This window comes from Coprococcus sp. AM100_B19A (genome assembly GCF_027662015.1).
Classification (GTDB): Bacteria; Bacillota; Clostridia; order Lachnospirales; family Lachnospiraceae; genus Allocoprococcus; species Allocoprococcus comes.
Genome location: NZ_JAQDKN010000013.1, coordinates 71,734 through 90,202 on the forward strand (window position 1 = coordinate 71,734; position 18,469 = coordinate 90,202).

Consider the following 18,469-nt stretch of genomic DNA (forward strand, 5'->3'; position numbering starts at 1 on the left):
GGATTTTCGTGCATGATACAGCGCCTGAAAGGACATACTAAAAGGCAAAAAGGAGGATGGATTATGGACCAATATATACCGGTTACAGATATTATTGCGCGGGAAATTCTGGACTCGCGCGGAAACCCGACTGTAGAAGTAGAGGTGCTTGCAGGGAGTCATTTTGCAGGAAGGGCGATGGTTCCTTCCGGGGCATCGACAGGAAAATATGAAGCGATCGAGTTAAGAGACGGGCAGCACCGTTATCAGGGACTTGGAGTCAGACATGCGGTAGAGCATGTAAATGACCGGATCATCCGGGAAATCCTGGGTATGAATGTACTAGAGCAGGCAAAGATCGATCAGATGCTTCTGGAACTTGACGGTACGGATAATAAGATCAATCTTGGCGCCAACGCAATACTGGGTGTGTCACTTGCTGTTGCGAGGGCAGCGGCAAATGCACTTGAAATTCCGCTGTATCAGTATCTTGGCGGGATAAATGCAAAACAGATGCCAGTGCCGATGATGAATATTTTAAATGGAGGTGCTTGTGTTATTATAATGACACAAGGCAGAACCCCTTATAATACAAGGGCTCTAGCGATTTAGTCCTAAATAAATTTCGTAACCAATCAACGAATTTATGAAGGAAAGGCCTCTCTTTTATAAATAACACAGTACAGAAGTAATAGAATTTCAGAACTCTGCTGAGATGTATTTACTATACCACGAAAGCGGTGATAATTGAATAAAAATATATTTTGGACTGAATTAGCTCGCATGAGATTTATATCTCAGCTGTCTGATTCAGTCTTTTTATTTAACAAGAAAGAAGGGAAAGATTATGGCAAAAGTAATTTCTATTGTAAACCAAAAAGGGGGAACGGGAAAATCAGCATGTACAGCTAATTTAGCAGTAGGATTAGCACAAAAAAATATGAAAGTGTTAATCGTTGATGCCGATCCACAGTCTGATGTATCCGCAGGATTTGGATATCGTGATTGTGATGAAAGTAATGAAACACTTACAGCTCTTATGGATACAGTAATGAAAGATGAAGATATTCCTTCAAACTGTTATATCAGGCATCAGGCAGAAGGAATAGACATTATCTGTTCTAACATTGGACTGGCAGGTACGGAAGTACAGTTGGTAAATGCAATGAGCAGGGAATATGTATTGAAACAGATTTTATATGGTATCAAGGATCAATATGATGCAATTATCATTGATTGTATGCCATCATTGGGAATGATCACAATCAATGCACTGGCTGCATCAGATGAAGTACTAATTCCGGTTGAAGCGTCTTACCTGCCAATCAAAGGATTGCAGCAGTTATTAAAAACAATCGGTAAGGTCCGTAAGCAAATCAATCCGAAGCTGCAAGTCGGTGGAATTCTATTTACGATGGTCGATGCTCATACGAATGATGCCAGGAATAATATGGAACTTCTCAGAAATGTATATGGAAGTCAAATTCATATCTTCGATAATTATATTCCATTTTCTGTAAGAATGAAGGAAGCAGTCAGAGAAGGACAGAGTATTTTCTCTTATGATCCGAAAGGTAAAGCTACAGAAGCTTATAGGAGAGTGACGGAGGAGGTGCTGAAAGATGCCATCTAAAAAAAGAGCAACTCCCGTTTCCTTACAGCCGCTTGATGCATTGTTTGGAACAAACGAAGAGACAACCAATGGAATTAGTGAGATAGCAATAGGAAGTCTTCATCCATTTACGAATCACCCGTTTCAAGTAAGAGATGATAAGAAAATGGAAGAATTAGCAGAAAGTATTACACAATATGGCGTGTTGGTTCCTGGTATTGTGCGTTTGAGAGAATCCGGTGGTTATGAGCTGGTAGCTGGTCATCGGCGAAAACGAGCATGTGAACTTGCTGGACTAGAGAAAATGCCAGTTATCATCAAAGATCTTACGGATGATGAAGCGACGGTAATTATGGTAGATTCCAACATTCAACGAGAAGAGCTGCTGATCAGCGAAAAAGCATTTGCTTATAAAATGAAATATGAGGCGTTAAAGCGTCAGGGGAAACGCTCTGATTTAACTTCTTGCCAAGTTGGCAAGAAGTTGGCGGCAGAAGAAGTCAGTCAGAATACAGGAGATAGTTCCAGACAGATTCTTCGATATATTCATTTGACAGAGTTAATAGCAGAGCTATTAGATTTGGCAGACGAGAAGAAGCTTCCCTTTAACACAGCTGTTGAACTTTCTTATTTGAGAACTGAAGAGCAGCAGATATTATTTCAGTATATGAGTAATCACAGTATGGTACCGTCCATGAAGCAGGCAAAGGAATTGAAACAGATTTCAAAAGAGCGGATGTTGACGTATTCAGAGATTGATCAGATTTGCATGAATGAAAGTACTGAAAAAGTTCAGGTGCAGATTCCGGCGAAGAAATTGAAACAATATTTTCCAGAGACATATACAAAGACTCAGATGGAAGAAATTATATTTATGCTTCTGGCATCGTGGGCAGAAAGAGAGGGTAAAGAATGAGCAATGAAGATATGGCAAGTAGAATACAAGTTTATCTGAAAAAGATAGAAAAGATACGTGTTAAACGGATAAAAAGAGAGAAGTTTAAACATTTGTTGAAAACATTAGGATTATCAGCAGGAAGGAAGTGAAAGTATGGCTTTAAAAATTGTACGAAGATATGATGCGAACGGAAGGGAGCTTACGGAGAAAGATCTGGAAACCTTTCGATTGGATTCTCCTGTGGTTAGAGAAATATTGGCAAACCTTAATCGGGAGGTGGCGGAAGGAATCAGACAGAGGGAGAAAAAAGGTGACGATTGAAGACGTAATTAAAAAATCAATTCTACCACTGGCATTTATGGTATTCTGGTTTTGGATGACAAAAACAATTATGAAAGTCAGCGGACAGACGGATTGGTTCTGGTGGATATTTATTGCTGGATTACCATTTGGAATACATAAAATGCGGCTGATTCTAATCCCTAGAGGAATGGATACCACAGCAACACTTGGAATGGCTGCATTAAGTGTCATCATTGGAGCTTTGATTGGATGTATCATGATTCCAGTGTATGTAATCCGTGCGGTATACGTTATTTTACGATATATCATCGGAAAACAATTGAATATTTGATAAGAGGCAGGCTTGCGAAAATAAAATCGTAAGCTTGCCTCTTTTTTTGTACCAAAAATCAGGCAATTCAGGGGAAAGCCCTTTTGCAAATATATATACTTGGAGGATTTTTAAGATGAGAGAGCGAATTGAAAGTAAGCATGTAACAAAAGAAATCAAAAGTCAGATGCCAGTGATTCCGGTGGAAATTGTTAAAGAAAGAAGCTGTACGTTCTGCCCGTATTATCTGGGCAATTATGAGAAACAGCCACGCTGTATGATGAAAACCTGTGCCTGGGATGATGAAAATGAACGTTTCCATCCAGTTCTTCGTGGACTGATTCCATTTTACAAAGAGAAGATGGAAAAAGCAGAAGAGAAGTTCCTGGCAATGAAAAAGATTTACACAACGCTGTTAGGAATGTTTGCCGATGAAATGAAGCAGGAAGAGTTGGAAAAAGATGAATGTTACGGATGTGTCTATGGAAAATGTGGACCATGTATCGGTATCTGTTACAAATCAATGAAAGCATAGGAGGGTTAAGCCAATGAATACAACAGTTATTTCCGGGCGATTGGTAAGAAATCCCGGATACAATGAAGTGGAGAATGAAAAAGGACTTCATAAGATTGCCAAGTTTGTTCTGGCAGTCAGAAGAAATTATTCTGATGAAGTCAGTTTCATTCCGGTAAAGGCTTTTGCAAAGAAAGCAGAATTTGCCAGAGATTATCTGATGCAGGGAACGAAGGTCATGGTGGAAGGCGAGATTGTCACAGGTAATTATGAAGATAAGGATACCGGGAAAAAGATCTATACCACCGAAGTGTATGCAAACCGGATTGAATTCGCAGGTGCAAAAATGGTTGACAGACCACCATTTCCAGAAGATGCGGAAGGGTTCTTAGAGATCCCAGAGGGCATGGAAGAAGAAATGCCGTTTAGATAGAGGAGGATAAAAGATGGTTTCAGTAAATCAGGCGTATATGGTAGGGCATATGAAAAATGCCGATGGAAGTATCAATAACAAAAATGTAGTGCTGTCAGCAGCATGTGAAGCAGCGGAACTGTTCCAGTGCATGATGTCAGTAAATCAGAAACTGGAAGACTGGCAGAGATTTAACCACACCTTGGAGCTGCATCTTAGAAGTGTGGAATGTGAGAAAATCCATGATATCTGTCAGGCAGTATATGGAATGAAACATCCGTCCAATGAACTGGAAGGATTGTATCTGGCAAGGGAGGATGAACAGATATGCCTGCTGTATTATCAGGTATTTGTGGGTATGTTGGAAATCAATATCAATTCAGCTGAAGTGCTGTACAAACAGAAGGAGGAAATAATCAATGAGTAAGATGGAGTATATGCCGGTAGATTGTCTGCAGGTGCCAAAGATGCTGTTCCAGATGGAAAAATACAAAAATCTGTCAAATACAGCAAAGATTTTATACAGCTTATTTCTGGATCACTTAAAATTTGCGGTGCAGAATGGCTGGGTAGATGGTGAAGGGGATTTATTTGTAATCTATCCGAAAAGTGAAATGAAAAAAGACCTGAATACGACCAGATATGGCGTAGATCAGGCAGTGCAGGAACTGGTTCAAGTTGGTAATCTGGTGCGTATCATTTCAGACAATGGAAAGGCGAACCACTTTTATATCAATGATATTTATGAAAATGAGATGGAGGAAGAATCAATGATGACATTAGACAGCATTATGGCAAATATGCCGATGGAAGAAAGAGAAATTATCATGGACAAGATGGTGAAAGCATCCAGAGATATTCTGGAAACGATTGCGGATATGGGATATCTGGATGAATATGAGACACCACTGACTTCAATGGAAGAAAGAAATTATCGAGATGAGCTTGGACAGCTTGATATTGATCAGATTTCCTGTGATGGCTATGAATTTGGCATGGACCTGGCATTTGGAATCCTGGAAGAAAATGAGGAAAATGCTGATAGAGTACTGGACATTCAGAAGTATGTGAATAGGCAGCATAAAAAGTGTTCAAAAAAGAAATTTATGAAAGTTTTGGAGACTCTGGTACACGCAATAGGAAATGATGAAGGATTTATTGCCGATATGTATGCGTGTGATAAAGAGGCAAGGAAAATTTATCTGGAAGAAGCGGTGAATGCGTTCAATTATGTGCTTGATGAATTGTGTCATGGCACAGGAAGTGCAGCAGGGTATGACTTCAACAATATGGAAGAATAGGAAATAAATCATGGCAGATTTTGAATACTTCAGAGCAGAAGAATCTGACCAGTTTTCTTTTTTCCGAATACCGAAAGCCCTGTTTACAGAAAAGGAATTTCAGGGTCTTTCCACAGATGCAAAACTCTTGTATGGAATCCTTTTAGACCGCATCAGTCTATCAAAGAAAAATGGCTGGATTGACAGTGACGGTTATGTCTATATCATTTATACGATTGCAGAACTGCAGGATCTTTTGCGGATGTCCCATACGACTGTAACAAAGCTCCTTTATGAACTTGACAGTGTGCATGGAATTGGATTGATCGAACGGTATCGGCAGGGGAATAATCGTCCTTCTGTCATATATGTGAAAAATTTTGTGAAACGGAGCAGAGGAAAGCCAGTAAGATACTTTGCTTCTGGAACGCCAGAAACTGGAAATCCAGACTGCAAGGAATTGGAAATCCGGATTGCAAGAAACTGGAAGTCCGGAACGCAAAAAAATAGAAGTCCGGACTGCAAGAATCTGGATGGAAGTAATACTAAGATAAATAAGACTGAAAAGAATCATACTGATAAGAGTAAGAGCAATACTCCCGCTTTGGAAGAAAAATTCGGTCTGTATGGGAGATTTAAAAATGTTGTTCTGTCGGAAGCTGAACTGCAGGAGTTGATGACGCTATTTCCATGGGATTATCAGAAACGGATTGATCATCTTTCTGTTTATATGAAATCCAGTGGAAAAGAGTATCAGAATCATTTTGCAACAATCTGTCTTTGGGCAGAACGAGATGGAGCCAGGGCAGGAATGGATAAATATGAATTTCAGGAAGGAGAAAGCCTGTGATGGAAAATAAAGTAACAGCAGATTATCTGGATGAAGAGGGATGTCTTCATTGTGGTATCTGTGGAAAAAGAAAACAGATGAAAGTTAGTCTGATGGGATTTGAGCATGTAGTGTCCTGTTTGTGTGAATGCGAGGTAAAAGCCAGGCAGGAACTTGATGAGAAGATGCAGCGGGAAGAAGCACAGCGGCAGCTTTATCAGAGAAAATCCGTCGGACTTCGGGAAAGAAGATTCTGGGAATGGAAATTTGAAAATGACAATGGAAGCAACCAGAAGATACTAATTGCCAGGCAGTATGTAGAAAACTGGACAGATATGAAGAGAAAAAATGTAGGATTGCTTCTGATGGGACCAGTTGGAACCGGGAAGAGTTTTTTTGCAGGCTGTATAGCAAATGCACTTTTGGAACAGGGAGAACGTGTCATGATGACAAATTTTTCTAGGATCTTAAATGAAATGACCAGCTATCAGGCAAATAAGAACCAGATCATACAAAATCTTGTGGATTATCCGTTGCTGATTATTGATGATTTAGGAATAGAACGAAATTCTGAGTTTGCTTTGGAGCAGGTTTATAATGTGATAGACAGCCGTTATTGTAAAATGCTTCCGCTGATCGTAACAACGAATCTGGGACTGAATGAAATGAAATCTACAGATTTGGATACTGCCCATCAGCGCATTTACAGCAGAATACTTGAAATGTGTGTTCCCATCTATTGTGGTGGGGAAGACAAGAGAAAAGAAGAAGGGACAGAAAAACTCGTACAGGTGCAGCACCTGATTACCGGTTAATCTGTCCTTTTTCATTGAAGGGGGGGGTGATTGCCATGATTACAGATCAGGACAGCAGTTGAATCGCTGAAAGGAGGGAAAAGTCATGCAGGAAGAGGTAACTCAGAAAACGGTCACGTTCTGTATTCGGGCTACTAAAATTACGGCAGACCTGTTGAAAAAGGTTCTTGCTGCGTATCTGCGTCATCAAAAGCAGAAATCAGTAGAGAAGAAAGCACAGAAAAATCAGCCGAAACAGGGAAAGGTCACGGTAAAAGAGCTGGCAAAACAGAATGCCGGGATGGTCAATATCGAGATCACGGACAAAAATATCAAGTCCTTTGAACGGTATGCCAGAAAATACGGGATCAATTATGCTCTGAAAAAAGACAAGAGCAAAGATCCTCCGGTTTATCTGGTATTTTTCAAGGGACGTGATCAGGATGCCCTCAATGCTGCTTTCCGTGAGTTTTCCCAGAAACAGATTCAAAAAGCGAATAAGCCTTCCATTCATAAGCGTCTTGCAGCTTACCGGGCAATGATGCCAAAGAAGACGAAGGACAAAGTAAAGAACCGGCATCAGGAGCAGAGTCGATGAAAAAGAAAAGCGGCAAAACTCTGATGCAGAAGTGGAAGAATAAAATCGGGGGTAAGCTGTCCGCCCTGGATAAAAAGAAACTGGTTCTTACAAATATCCCTTATGCTCTGGCTGCTTTCTATGCAGACCGGGCATTTTTTCTTTACCGGAACAGTCCGGGAGAAGATATGGGGAACAAACTTTTATATGCAATGGAACACGCAGACCGGATTTTTGCTGGTTTTATGTTAAGCAATAACTGGAAAGATCTGCTAGCAGGTATTGTTGTTGCAGTCGTTCTGAAAGTGTTGGTCTGGCAGAAACAGGCAGATGCAAAGAAATTACGGAAAGGCATCGAGTATGGTTCAGCCAGATGGGGAACCGTAGAGGATATCAAGCCTTATATGTCGGAAGATCCATGGATGAACATTCCATTGACAGCAACAGAAGCACTGACCATGGAGAGCAGACCGAAGCAGCCGAAGTATGCAAGAAATAAAAATATAGTGGTCATCGGCGGCAGTGGTTCCGGTAAGACACGTTTTTTCGTAAAACCATCGGTCATGCAGATGAACTGTTCTATGGTCATTACAGATCCGAAAGGCACTTTGATTGAAGAGTGCGGGAAGATGTTAGCAAAGGGACCACCTAAGAAAGATAAGAATGGAAATATCATGAAAGATAAATCTGGAAAAGTGGTACATGAGCCATATGTGATTAAGGTTCTGAATACCATCAATTTTTCCAAGTCCCTTCATTACAATCCATTTGCTTATATACGGTCTGAAAAAGATATCCTGAAGCTGGTGACAACAATCATTGTAAATACCAAAGGCGAAGGGGAAAAAGCTTCCGAAGATTTTTGGGTGAAAGCAGAGAAATTGCTCTACACAGCATTGATTGCTTTTATCTGGTATGAAGGGGATGAAGAGGAAAAGAATCTGAATACCCTTCTTGATCTTTTGAATGAAAGCGAAACCCGTGAAGAGGATGAAACTTACCAGAATCCAGTGGATATGATGTTCCAGGAACTGGAAGAAAGAGATCCGCAACACTTTGCGGTCAGACAGTATAAAAAATACAAAATGGCGGCTGGAAAGACAGCGAAAAGTATTTTGATATCTTGTGGGGCCAGACTTGCCCCATTTGACATCGCAGAGCTTCGAGAGATCATGTCTTATGATGAAATGGAACTGGATAAGATCGGGGATAGGAAAACAGCCTTGTTTCTGATTATGTCTGATACGAATACCACATTTAATTTTGTGATTGCTATGTTACAGTCACAGCTTTTCAATCTGCTTTGCGATAAGGCAGACGATGTATATGGTGGAAGACTTCCGGTGCATGTGCGTGTCATTGCTGATGAGTTTGCCAACATCGGACAAATTCCTCAGTTTGACAAGCTGATTGCAACTATCCGAAGCAGGGAAATCTCTGCTTCTATTATTTTGCAGTCACAGAGCCAGTTAAAGGCAATGTACAAAGATAGCGCAGATACGATTCTGGGCAACTGTGATACTACGCTTTTCCTTGGTGGCAAAGAGAAAACTACCTTAAAGGAAATGAGCGAGCTTCTGGGGAAGGAAACTATTGACCTGTATAACACTTCGGAGACGAGGAGTAATCAGAAATCCTTTGGACTGAATTATCAGAAAACGGGCAAACAGCTGATGACAGAAGATGAGATTGCAGTCATGGATGGCGGAAAATGTATCCTGCAGATTCGTGGTGCCAGACCATTCTTTTCGGACAAATATGATATCACGAAACACAAAAATTATCGGTATCTTGCAGATGAAAATGAGAAAAACCGATACAAAGTAGAAAAAGAGTTAAATCCGCAGTACACACCGAAACCTGAAGAAGAGGTGGAGGTAATTCAAGTAGATCTGTCGAAGTAACCTTGGGAATGAACGGAAAATAATGAGGAAAGGAATAACTGACATTAGGTGCGCCGGCTTTTTAGTCGGTGTTTTTTCATTCCCGTAAACACCTGAAAGAAGTCAGTTTTGGTGAATGTATATGGCATTTTTTAGCAGTGCAATTACAACTTTAAGAACTCTTGTAGTCGCAATCGGCGCAGGTCTTGGCGTGTGGGGTGTCGTAAACCTTCTGGAAGGATATGGAAACGACAATCCCGGCGCTAATGCTCATGTGCGGTAAAGTAATAAAAAGATTTAGGTAGCCGCCTTAACTATTCCTAAATAAGATAATATGCACAGTATTTTCTCGTAAATAGAAAATAAATTATTTCATTTTACCAATTATTATGTTAAAATGACAATGTAACAAAGAGCTATGTATTTTTAAGGAAAGGGAGGAACTTATGAATTTAAGAAAATCTATTTTAGCACTTTCAGTAGTAGCTGGAATTGTAGCTGCTCCAATGACTGTATTTGCCGCTCATACTCATAGTTGGGGTTCTCCCCAGTACTATGGATATGAAGATGAAATGCCTGGTATATATGATGACTGGGATAAATGTGCGACACGTCATGTATATAATTACAAACAATGTTTAATTTGTGGAGAAGTAAGCATTTATGAAGTTGAGACGATTGAAATGTCTCACAAATGGGTGAATGGTGCATGTGTATATTGCAACAAAGGTTACGCGAAAGAGATAAATTAACATAGTATCATTACCGGCAAGTTTATAATCAAAAAATAGAAAGCATTGTGAATATTTCAAAATTTCTTGAAAGTACTCTCAGTGCTTTCTTTGATAATATGAAAGGAGAAATAAATGCAAAAAAAACAACTTTCTGTATTAGTACTAATTATTTTATGCTTTTTATTAGGATGTAACAGAGAAACACCAAAAGATGAATCTCAACAAAATTATGAAGATGAATCTAATATTTCTAAAACAAATGGAGAAGAACTTGTAAATATAAACAGTGAATTGTTAGGTTCGACTCCTTTTGATATCCAAATCGATAAAACAGCATTGCAGACTAGAAAAGAAACAGAAACAGAAGTTACAATAAAGACAAATTTAACAGACTGGGGTTATACTGTTTCTTCTGAAAAAGGGAAAATATCTGATATAAATAAAAATTCATTCATATATATAGCACCTAAAGATGAGAGGGATGATACTATAAAAATACAATTATCGGACTATGAAAATGGCATATCATATGAATATACAATTCCACTTATTTTTGCGGGAAACAATGAACATTCTTTAGATAAATTCAAGGAAAATCTTTCAAGATTACCTAATAGTTAGTAAAGAGTCGATAGACTAAAGTACCACCATCCTCTTTTATTTCAACTGAATATCCATCCCGCCGCACCGCAGCGGCACATGAAGCAGTAAATCCGAAAAAGATTTGCTGCTTTTTTTGCGTCCATTTTTGGCAAATTTCCAAAAGTTCCGTATTAGACAGTGAAACCAAAAAAGGCTGCCATTTTTTTCAGACAGCGGGCAAAACGCAGCTTCCGAAACGCCTTATTGTCGGGAAAGACCGAGCCGCCGGAAAAGTTCTTGCCGGAAAGTCCGTCCATTCTGCTCTTTTGTGGTTTGTAGGGAGTAAGGGAAAAACGCCAGCCCGCAGCCTTTTATAAAAAAAGCTGGTTATAGATTTTCTGAAAAAGTGGCAGTAGCAAGTGAACGGCAGGCCGGCAGTTTCTTAGAGCAAGATTCTACCGAGGTGCCAAAATTCGCTTTTCACTCATTTTGCCCCTGCGGGAATCTTGTTGGGGAGTGCCTTCCCCAAACCCTGCTATCCCCTGCGGGGAAACAAAAAAACAGCATAAAGCAACGGCAACTTTTTGCTGATTTTTGTACTGACTTATGAGGGGATTTTTTCAAAAACAGTTCCGCTTCACACCCTGTTTTTCTCCTATTAGTGAGAGGACACCATACACAGAAAGGAGGTCTGCCGACCATGAAACGATACAACACACCGCACCGCAGCCGGGTAGTCAAGACACGCATGACCGAGGAAGAATACGCCGAGTTTGCGGAAAGGCTTTCTGCTTACAACATGAGCCAAGCCGAGTTTATTCGGCAAGCCATAACCGGGGCAGCCATACGCCCCATCATAACCGTTTCCCCCGTCAACGACGAGCTGCTTGCCGCTGTCGGGAAGCTGACCGCCGAATACGGCAGGATCGGCGGCAACTTAAACCAGATAGCCCGAACGCTGAACGAGTGGCACAGCCCCTACCCGCAGCTTGTCGGGGAGGTACGGGCAGCGGTTTCCGACCTTGCTGCCCTAAAGTTTGAAGTCTTGCAGAAAGTGGGTGACGCTGTTGGCAACATTCAAACATATCAGCTCTAAAAATGCCGACTATGGCGCAGCGGAAGCCTATCTCACATTTGAGCATGATGAGTTTACCATGAAGCCCACCCTTGATGAAAACGGGCGGCTGATACCGAGGGAGGATTACCGCATTTCTTCCCCAAACTGCGGGGGCGAAGATTTCGCCGTTGCCTGTATGCGAGCCAATCTTCGCTATGAGAAAAACCAAAAACGGGAAGATGTGAAAAGCCACCACTATATCATCAGCTTTGACCCACGGGACGGGACAGACAACGGCTTGACCGTAGACCGGGCGCAGGAGTTGGGCGAGCAGTTCTGCAAGGCACATTTCCCCGGACACCAAGCCCTTGTATGCACCCACCCGGACGGGCATAACCACAGCGGCAATATCCATGTGCATATCGTCATCAACTCCCTGCGGATTTATGAAGTCCCGCTTCTGCCCTACATGGACAGACCAGCCGATACACGGGAGGGCTGCAAGCACCGCTGCACCAATGCCGCTATGGAATATTTCAAGAGTGAAGTCATGGAGATGTGCCACCGGGAGGGACTTTACCAAATCGACCTCTTGAACGGCAGCAAGGAACGGATAACCGAACGGGAATACTGGGCGGCAAAGAAAGGGCAGCTTGCCCTTGATAAAGAGAACGCCGCCAGAGAAGCCGCAGGACAGCCGACCAAGCCCACCAAGTTTGAAACGGACAAGGCGAAGCTGCGCCGGACGATACGGCAGGCACTTTCCCAAGCTGGCAGCTTTGACGAGTTTTCTTCCCTTTTGCTGCGGGAGGGTGTGACCGTCAAGGAGAGCCGGGGGCGGCTTTCCTACCTCACGCCGGACAGGACAAAGCCTATCACAGCCCGGAAGCTGGGGGACGATTTTGACAAGGCTGCTGTCCTTGCCCTGCTCACGCAGAACGCCCACAGAGCCGCCGAACAGACCACAGCCATACCCGAATACCCCCACACCCAAAAGGGACGCTTGCGAGAGGAAAAAGCCGCAAAAACCACCCCGACAGACAACACCTTGCAGCGCATGGTTGACCGGGAAGCCAAGCGAGCCGAGGGCAAGGGCGTGGGCTATGACCGTTGGGCGGCAAAGCACAATCTAAAGCAAATGGCAGCTACCGTTACCGCCTACCAGCAGTACGGCTTTTCCTCCCCGGAGGAACTGGACGAAGCCTGTTCTGCCGCTTATGCCGCCATGCAGGAAAGCCTTACAGAGCTGAAGCAGGTGGAAAAGACGCTGGACGGGAAAAAGGAGCTGCAACGGCAGGTGCTTGCCTATTCCAAGACCCGCCCTGTCCGGGACGGGCTGAAACAGCAGAAAAACGCCAAAGCAAAAGCAGCCTACCGACAGAAGCACGAAAGCGACTTTATCATAGCAGACGCAGCCGCCCGCTATTTCAGGGAGAACGGCATTTCCAAGCTGCCGAGCTATAAAGCCCTGCAAGCAGAGATTGAAAGCCTTATCAAAGAGAAAAACAGCGGCTACAACGATTACCGGGCAAAACGGGAGGAATACCGCCGCTTACAGACCGTCAAGGGCAATATCGACCAGATTTTACGCCGGGAGCGCAAGCCTGTGAAAAGGCAGGAACAGGAGCGATAAAAACCACCCCAAAATGTACCCGAACCCATACAGAACAAGGGGGCTGCCCCGTACCCTACCCGCAATACCAAAGGATTTTTTAAGGGACTTACAGGGCAGAAAAACCCCGAAAATGATACCGAGATAATACAGAATTACCGCCGATACCGCCACACCAGCGGAAACGGCAGAAAGGAGCGCACCCATGCCAAGAATGAGCAAGAAACGGCGGCTGGAATGGTCTTTTTTCCTGCGGCAAGTAAAAATCGGGAATACCACCTGCGACCGTATCACATACAACGACCTCTGCCGGGGCTGTACCCATAGCTGCAAGCAGAGCTTCCGGGCGGTTATCATACTCTGCCCCCGCTACTACTCCAAACGCCGGAAAAAGGAGGACAGGGACAATGGCAGATAACCGCAAGTATTACTACCTCAAGCTGAAAGAGAACTTTTTTGACAGCGACTCCATTGTGCTGCTGGAAGATATGAAAGACGGGATTTTATACTCCAATATCCTCTTGAAGCTGTACTTAAAATCGCTGAAAAACGGCGGGAAATTGCAGCTTGACGAGCATATCCCCTACACAGCGCAGATGATAGCGACACTGACCCGCCACCAGATAGGGACGGTTGAGAGGGCTTTGGAGATTTTCCGGCAGTTGGGGCTTGTGGAGCAGCTTGACAGTGGGGCTTTCTATATGACCGACATTGAGCTGATGATAGGACAGTCCTCTACCGAAGCCGAGAGGAAACGGGCTGCAAGGCTGGAAAACAAGGCACTTTTACCGCCCCGGACAAAAGGCGGACATTTGTCCGACATTCGTCCACCAGAGATAGAGATAGAGTTAGAGAAAGAGATAGAGATAGAAAAAGAGAGAGAGGGAGAAACGGGACACCCCGCCCCCGCTACTTATGGCAGATACAACAATGTGATACTGACCGATACAGAGCTTTCTGGGCTGAAAACAGAGCTGCCCGACAAGTGGGAGTATTATATTGACCGGCTTTCCTGCCATATCGCTTCCACCGGGAAGCAGTACCACAGCCATGCAGCCACCATTTACAAGTGGGCGCAGGAGGACGCTGCCAAAGGCAAGGCTGCCCCGAAACAGGGCATACCCGATTACTCATGCAAGGAGGGCGAGAGCTTATGAAAAACGAGATTGAAGCTATGATTACGGACATTACAGCCACTACCGCCGAAGCGGAGGACTACACAGGCGAGGACGGGCTTTTATACTGCGGCAAGTGCCATACGCCAAAAGAAGCCTACTTTGCAGAGGGAAAGACCTGTTTCGGGCGTGACCGCCACCCAACAGACTGCGACTGCCAGCGAGCAGCCCGTGAAAAGCAACAAGCCGCCGAAAGCAGACAGAAGCACCTTGAAAAAGTGGAGGACTTGAAACGCCGGGGCTTTACCGACCCTGCTATGCGGAACTGGACATTTGAGCATGACAACGGCAGAAACCCACAGACCGAAACCGCCCGCTTTTATGTGGAGAGCTGGGAAACCATGCAGGCTGAAAATATCGGCTACCTGTTTTGGGGCGGCGTGGGGACAGGAAAAAGCTACCTTGCCGCTTGTATCGCCAACGCCCTTATGGAGAAAGAGGTTGCCGTCTGTATGACAAACTTTGCAACCATACTCAATGACCTTGCTGCCAGCTTTGATGGCAGGAACGAATATATTTCCCGCCTTTGCAGCTACCCCCTGCTGATACTTGATGATTTTGGTATGGAGCGAGGAACAGAATACGGGCTGGAACAGGTTTACAGCGTGATTGACAGCCGTTACCGAAGCGACAAGCCGCTGATCGCCACGACCAACCTCACGCTGGAGGAATTGCAGCACCCGCAGGACACGCCCCACGCCCGTATCTATGACAGGCTGACTTCCATGTGCGCCCCCGTCCGCTTCACGGGCAGCAACTTCCGAAAGGAAACCGCACAGGAAAAGCTGGAACGCTTAAAGCAACTGATGAAGCAGCGAAAGGAGAGCCTATGACAGAAACGAAACAGACAAGCACCACCAAAACAGACCGCCGCCCGGACTGTGTGACGGAAATCCGCATGGGCAACTCCGTCCTTACCGTTTCCGGCTTCTTCAAGCAGGGCGCAACCGATACCGCAGCCGACAAGATGATGAAAGTGCTGGAAGCGGAAGCTGCTACACAAAAAACGGCGATTTGACCGACCATAAAGAAGCAGATTTGACGCTTTTGCCGCTATACAGACCGCCGCCCCATGTGGTACAATCAAGGTACGGAATAGTGGGGCTGGCTGTCGGAAACGGAGGATTTTATGTTAAGACAGACCAACCAACAACCAATTACCGCCCTTTACCCAAGACTTTCCCATGAGGACGAGCTGCAAGGCGAGAGCAATTCCATTTCCAACCAGAAGCGTATTCTTGAAACCTATGCAAAGCAGAACGGCTTTTCCAATCTGCGCTGGTACACGGACGACGGTTATTCTGGTGCGAACTTTCAAAGACCCGGTTTTCAAGCCATGCTTGCGGACATTGAAGCCGGAAAAGTCGGGACAGTTATCGTAAAGGATATGTCGAGGTTAGGGCGAAACTACCTGCAAGTGGGAATGTACACGGAAATGATTTTCCCACAGAAAGGTGTCCGCTTTATCGCTATCAATGACGGAGTGGACAGCGCACAAGGCGACAATGACTTTGCCCCGCTGCGGAATATCTTTAACGAATGGCTGGTGAGAGATACGAGCAAGAAAATCAAAGCAGTAAAACGCTCAAAAGGCATGAGTGGCAAGCCCATCACAAGCAAGCCTGTGTATGGCTACCTCATGGACGAGGACGAAAATTTCATTATTGACGAGGAAGCTGCACCCGTAGTCAAGCAGATATACAACCTCTGCCTTGCCGGGAACGGTCCGACTAAGATAGCCCGTATGCTCACAGAGCAGCAAATCCTCACGCCGGGGACGCTGGAATACCGTAGGACGGGCAGCACCCGCCGCTACCACCCCGGCTATGAGTGCAAGTGGGCGACCAATACCGTTGTGCATATCCTTGAAAACCGGGAATACACAGGCTGTCTGGTAAACTTCAAGACAGAAAAGCTCTCTTACAAAGTCAAGCACAGTGTAGAAAATCCCCTGGAAAAGCAAGTGATTTTCGAGAACCACCACGAGCCTATCATAGACACCCAGACATGGGAACGGGTGCAGGAACTTCGCAAGCAGCGCAAACGCCCCAACCGCTATGATGAAGTGGGCTTGTTCTCCGGCATACTGTTCTGTGCGGACTGCGGTAGTGTCATGTATCAGCAGCGATACCAGACGGACAAGCGCAAGCAGGACTGTTATATCTGCGGCAACTACAAGAAACGCACCCATGACTGTACGGCGCACTTTATCCGCACCGACCTCTTGACCGCTGGCGTACTCTCCAATCTGCGGAAAGTGACAAGCTATGCGGCAAAGCATGAAGCCCGGTTTATGAAGCTCTTGATTGAGCAGAACGAGGACGGGGGCAAGCGCAGGAACGCCGCCAAGAAAAAGGAGCTGGAAGCCACCGAGAAACGCATAGCCGAGTTATCCGCTATTTTCAAGCGGCTGTATGAGGACAGCGTGACCGGGCGCATATCAGACGAGCGTTTCACAGAGCTGTCGGCAGACTATGAAGCAGAACAACGGGAGCTGAAAGAAAGAGCCGCTGCTATCCAAGCGGAGCTTTCCAAAGCACAGGAAGCCACCGTGAACGCAGAAAAGTTTATGAATGTTGTTCGGCGGCATACCAGCTTTGAAGAACTTACCCCTACTCTGTTGCGGGAGTTTGTAGAGAAAATCGTTGTGCATGAGTGCAGCTATGACGAGAACAAGACCCGTAGGCAGGACATTGAGATTTATTATTCTTTTGTTGGCAAGGTGGACTTGCCCGAATAACCGCCCGACCTATCCGACATACCTCATGTGCCGGATAGGAACGGCAAAATTTTTTACACTTCTATTACTTCTTTATCACACATCAGTAAAGAGCCAGGGCATCAAACAGCTGATGGCTGGTGCCGGAATCATGCTGCTGGGAACTACCCTGATTCCACAGCTGGCAACCCTGTTCTCTTAAGAGGAGTGGTAGATGAACACCATCATTGAGAGAATTACGGAAGCGATAAAGGATATCCTGATCGGACTTATCAAGTCAAGTTTGGATAACATGTTCACGTCTGTCAATGAGCAGGTGGGAACCATAGCCGGGCAGGTGGGACAGACACCGCAGGGATGGAATGCAGGGATTTTTAATCTGATTCAGAATTTATCCCAAACGGTGATTGTCCCCATTGCGGGACTGATCATCACCTTTGTCCTGTGCTATGAATTGATCACGATGGTAACACAGAAAAACAATTTCCATGAATTTGAGACTTATAACATTTTCCTCTGGATCTTCAAAGCGTATGTAGCCATTTATCTGGTGACAAATACGTTCAATATCACGATGGCGGTCTTTGATGTTGGCCAGCATGTGGTCAACAATGCCGCCGGGGTGATATCAGGAAACACTGCGGTGGATGCAACAGAAGCAATTACACGGATTGTGGATGCCCTGGAGGATATGGAGTTAGGGGATTTGTTCCTGCTATCCATGGAAACGATGTTGATCAGTGTTACCATGCACATTCTGTCAATTATCATTACGGTAATCTTGTACGGAAGAATGATAGAAATTTACCTTTATACTTCCATAGCACCAATTCCGTTTGCCACCATGACCAATAAGGAATGGGGCAATATCGGAAACAACTATTTAAAAGGCTTGTTCGCACTGGCATTTCAGGGATTCTTCATGATGGTCTGTGTGGGAATTTATGCAGTTTTAGTAAATGCAATGACCATATCCAGTGACCTTCATGCAGCAATGTTTTCAGTAGCGGCTTATACCGTGATTCTTGCATTTTCATTATTCAAGACCGGAAGCCTTAGCAAATCAATATTCAATGCCCATTAGCGGGCAGGAAAGGAGCGCATACCATGGCGTATGTACCAGTACCAAAAGACCTTACCAAGGTCAAAACAAAAGTAGCGTTAAATCTGACAAAGCGGCAGCTGATTTTCTTTTCACT

The 18,469-nt window shown here is 44.4% G+C and carries 26 protein-coding genes and 1 pseudogene; all 27 read left to right on the forward strand.

Annotation, left to right across the window (positions count from 1 at the left end; all coding sequences use genetic code 11):
* Positions 1-63: 63 nt before the first annotated feature.
* Positions 64-531 (forward strand): annotated as a pseudogene (eno, locus tag PGQ33_RS12710) (phosphopyruvate hydratase); the annotation flags it as partial.
* 295 nt (positions 532-826) lie between these two features.
* On the forward strand, positions 827-1,612 hold the full coding sequence (locus PGQ33_RS12715) for a ParA family protein (protein WP_117593543.1): 786 nt from the start codon (positions 827-829) through the stop codon (positions 1,610-1,612).
* On the forward strand, positions 1,602-2,507 hold the full coding sequence (locus PGQ33_RS12720) for a ParB/RepB/Spo0J family partition protein (protein ID WP_118440642.1): 906 nt from the start codon (positions 1,602-1,604) through the stop codon (positions 2,505-2,507). Before PGQ33_RS12715 ends, PGQ33_RS12720 begins: the two co-directional genes overlap by 11 nt.
* A complete protein-coding gene (locus tag PGQ33_RS12725) occupies positions 2,504-2,638 on the forward strand; it encodes a hypothetical protein (protein ID WP_015524546.1) in 135 nt (44 codons plus the stop codon). The genes PGQ33_RS12720 and PGQ33_RS12725 overlap by 4 nt, the downstream gene beginning before the upstream one ends.
* Before the next feature lie 4 nt (positions 2,639-2,642).
* Positions 2,643-2,810 carry a hypothetical protein gene (locus PGQ33_RS12730; protein ID WP_173725558.1) on the forward strand — a complete coding sequence of 56 codons (168 nt, stop codon included), beginning with the start codon at positions 2,643-2,645 and terminating at the stop codon, positions 2,808-2,810.
* Positions 2,800-3,123 carry a DUF6050 family protein gene (locus PGQ33_RS12735; RefSeq protein WP_118440640.1) on the forward strand — a complete coding sequence of 108 codons (324 nt, stop codon included), beginning with the start codon at positions 2,800-2,802 and terminating at the stop codon, positions 3,121-3,123. Before PGQ33_RS12730 ends, PGQ33_RS12735 begins: the two co-directional genes overlap by 11 nt.
* Before the next feature lie 115 nt (positions 3,124-3,238).
* Positions 3,239-3,637, forward strand: coding sequence for a hypothetical protein (locus PGQ33_RS12740; RefSeq protein WP_270205847.1), 399 nt, complete (start codon positions 3,239-3,241; stop codon positions 3,635-3,637).
* Between the two features lie 13 nt (positions 3,638-3,650).
* Positions 3,651-4,049, forward strand: coding sequence for a single-stranded DNA-binding protein (locus tag PGQ33_RS12745; RefSeq protein WP_005344165.1), 399 nt, complete (start codon positions 3,651-3,653; stop codon positions 4,047-4,049).
* A 13-nt stretch (positions 4,050-4,062) separates the two neighbouring features.
* Entirely contained in the window at positions 4,063-4,455 is a 393-nt protein-coding gene (locus PGQ33_RS12750; protein WP_270205848.1) for a hypothetical protein, read from the forward strand.
* Positions 4,448-5,329, forward strand: coding sequence for a replication initiator protein A (locus PGQ33_RS12755; RefSeq protein ID WP_270205849.1), 882 nt, complete (start codon positions 4,448-4,450; stop codon positions 5,327-5,329). Before PGQ33_RS12750 ends, PGQ33_RS12755 begins: the two co-directional genes overlap by 8 nt.
* Positions 5,330-5,339: 10 nt before the next feature.
* Positions 5,340-6,158: a replication initiator protein A gene (locus tag PGQ33_RS12760; protein ID WP_270205850.1), complete on the forward strand. Its 819-nt coding sequence runs from the start codon at positions 5,340-5,342 to the stop codon at positions 6,156-6,158.
* Complete coding sequence (locus tag PGQ33_RS12765; protein WP_175301078.1) at positions 6,158-6,952, forward strand: ATP-binding protein; 795 nt, start codon at positions 6,158-6,160, stop codon at positions 6,950-6,952. The genes PGQ33_RS12760 and PGQ33_RS12765 overlap by 1 nt, the downstream gene beginning before the upstream one ends.
* 85 nt (positions 6,953-7,037) lie before the next feature.
* Complete coding sequence (locus tag PGQ33_RS12770; RefSeq protein ID WP_118575383.1) at positions 7,038-7,529, forward strand: PcfB family protein; 492 nt, start codon at positions 7,038-7,040, stop codon at positions 7,527-7,529.
* Between the two features lie 23 nt (positions 7,530-7,552).
* Entirely contained in the window at positions 7,553-9,412 is a 1,860-nt protein-coding gene (locus PGQ33_RS12775; RefSeq protein WP_330663276.1) for a VirD4-like conjugal transfer protein, CD1115 family, read from the forward strand.
* A 121-nt stretch (positions 9,413-9,533) separates the two neighbouring features.
* Complete coding sequence (locus PGQ33_RS12780) at positions 9,534-9,674, forward strand: Maff2 family mobile element protein (RefSeq protein ID WP_442872456.1); 141 nt, start codon at positions 9,534-9,536, stop codon at positions 9,672-9,674.
* Positions 9,675-9,837: 163 nt separating this feature from the next.
* A complete protein-coding gene (locus tag PGQ33_RS12785; protein WP_002569240.1) occupies positions 9,838-10,143 on the forward strand; it encodes a hypothetical protein in 306 nt (101 codons plus the stop codon).
* 114 nt (positions 10,144-10,257) lie between these two features.
* A complete protein-coding gene (locus PGQ33_RS12790) occupies positions 10,258-10,746 on the forward strand; it encodes a hypothetical protein (RefSeq protein ID WP_002569239.1) in 489 nt (162 codons plus the stop codon).
* A 661-nt stretch (positions 10,747-11,407) separates the two neighbouring features.
* Positions 11,408-11,803, forward strand: coding sequence for a plasmid mobilization protein (locus PGQ33_RS12795; protein WP_118090899.1), 396 nt, complete (start codon positions 11,408-11,410; stop codon positions 11,801-11,803).
* The gene (locus tag PGQ33_RS12800) at positions 11,775-13,397 is read left to right on the forward strand and encodes a relaxase/mobilization nuclease domain-containing protein (protein WP_270205852.1); all 1,623 of its coding nucleotides are present in this window, start codon (positions 11,775-11,777) and stop codon (positions 13,395-13,397) included. Before PGQ33_RS12795 ends, PGQ33_RS12800 begins: the two co-directional genes overlap by 29 nt.
* Positions 13,398-13,581: 184 nt before the next feature.
* Positions 13,582-13,794, forward strand: a complete 213-nt coding sequence (locus tag PGQ33_RS12805) for a hypothetical protein (protein WP_118090905.1) — start codon at positions 13,582-13,584, stop codon at positions 13,792-13,794.
* Positions 13,784-14,533 carry a phage replisome organizer N-terminal domain-containing protein gene (locus tag PGQ33_RS12810; protein WP_117979564.1) on the forward strand — a complete coding sequence of 250 codons (750 nt, stop codon included), beginning with the start codon at positions 13,784-13,786 and terminating at the stop codon, positions 14,531-14,533. The genes PGQ33_RS12805 and PGQ33_RS12810 overlap by 11 nt, the downstream gene beginning before the upstream one ends.
* The gene (locus PGQ33_RS12815) at positions 14,530-15,384 is read left to right on the forward strand and encodes an ATP-binding protein (protein WP_055222989.1); all 855 of its coding nucleotides are present in this window, start codon (positions 14,530-14,532) and stop codon (positions 15,382-15,384) included. Before PGQ33_RS12810 ends, PGQ33_RS12815 begins: the two co-directional genes overlap by 4 nt.
* Positions 15,381-15,569 carry a transposon-encoded TnpW family protein gene (locus PGQ33_RS12820; RefSeq protein WP_002569233.1) on the forward strand — a complete coding sequence of 63 codons (189 nt, stop codon included), beginning with the start codon at positions 15,381-15,383 and terminating at the stop codon, positions 15,567-15,569. The genes PGQ33_RS12815 and PGQ33_RS12820 overlap by 4 nt, the downstream gene beginning before the upstream one ends.
* Positions 15,570-15,680: 111 nt before the next feature.
* On the forward strand, positions 15,681-17,291 hold the full coding sequence (locus tag PGQ33_RS12825; protein ID WP_055228425.1) for a recombinase family protein: 1,611 nt from the start codon (positions 15,681-15,683) through the stop codon (positions 17,289-17,291).
* Positions 17,245-17,472, forward strand: a complete 228-nt coding sequence (locus tag PGQ33_RS12830) for a Maff2 family mobile element protein (protein WP_330663275.1) — start codon at positions 17,245-17,247, stop codon at positions 17,470-17,472. The genes PGQ33_RS12825 and PGQ33_RS12830 overlap by 47 nt, the downstream gene beginning before the upstream one ends.
* Before the next feature lie 12 nt (positions 17,473-17,484).
* A complete protein-coding gene (locus PGQ33_RS12835) occupies positions 17,485-18,354 on the forward strand; it encodes a VirB6/TrbL-like conjugal transfer protein, CD1112 family (RefSeq protein ID WP_175301079.1) in 870 nt (289 codons plus the stop codon).
* Between the two features lie 23 nt (positions 18,355-18,377).
* Positions 18,378-18,469 (forward strand): PrgI family protein (locus PGQ33_RS12840; protein ID WP_270205853.1); only part of this gene is annotated, 92 nt, incomplete at its 3' end.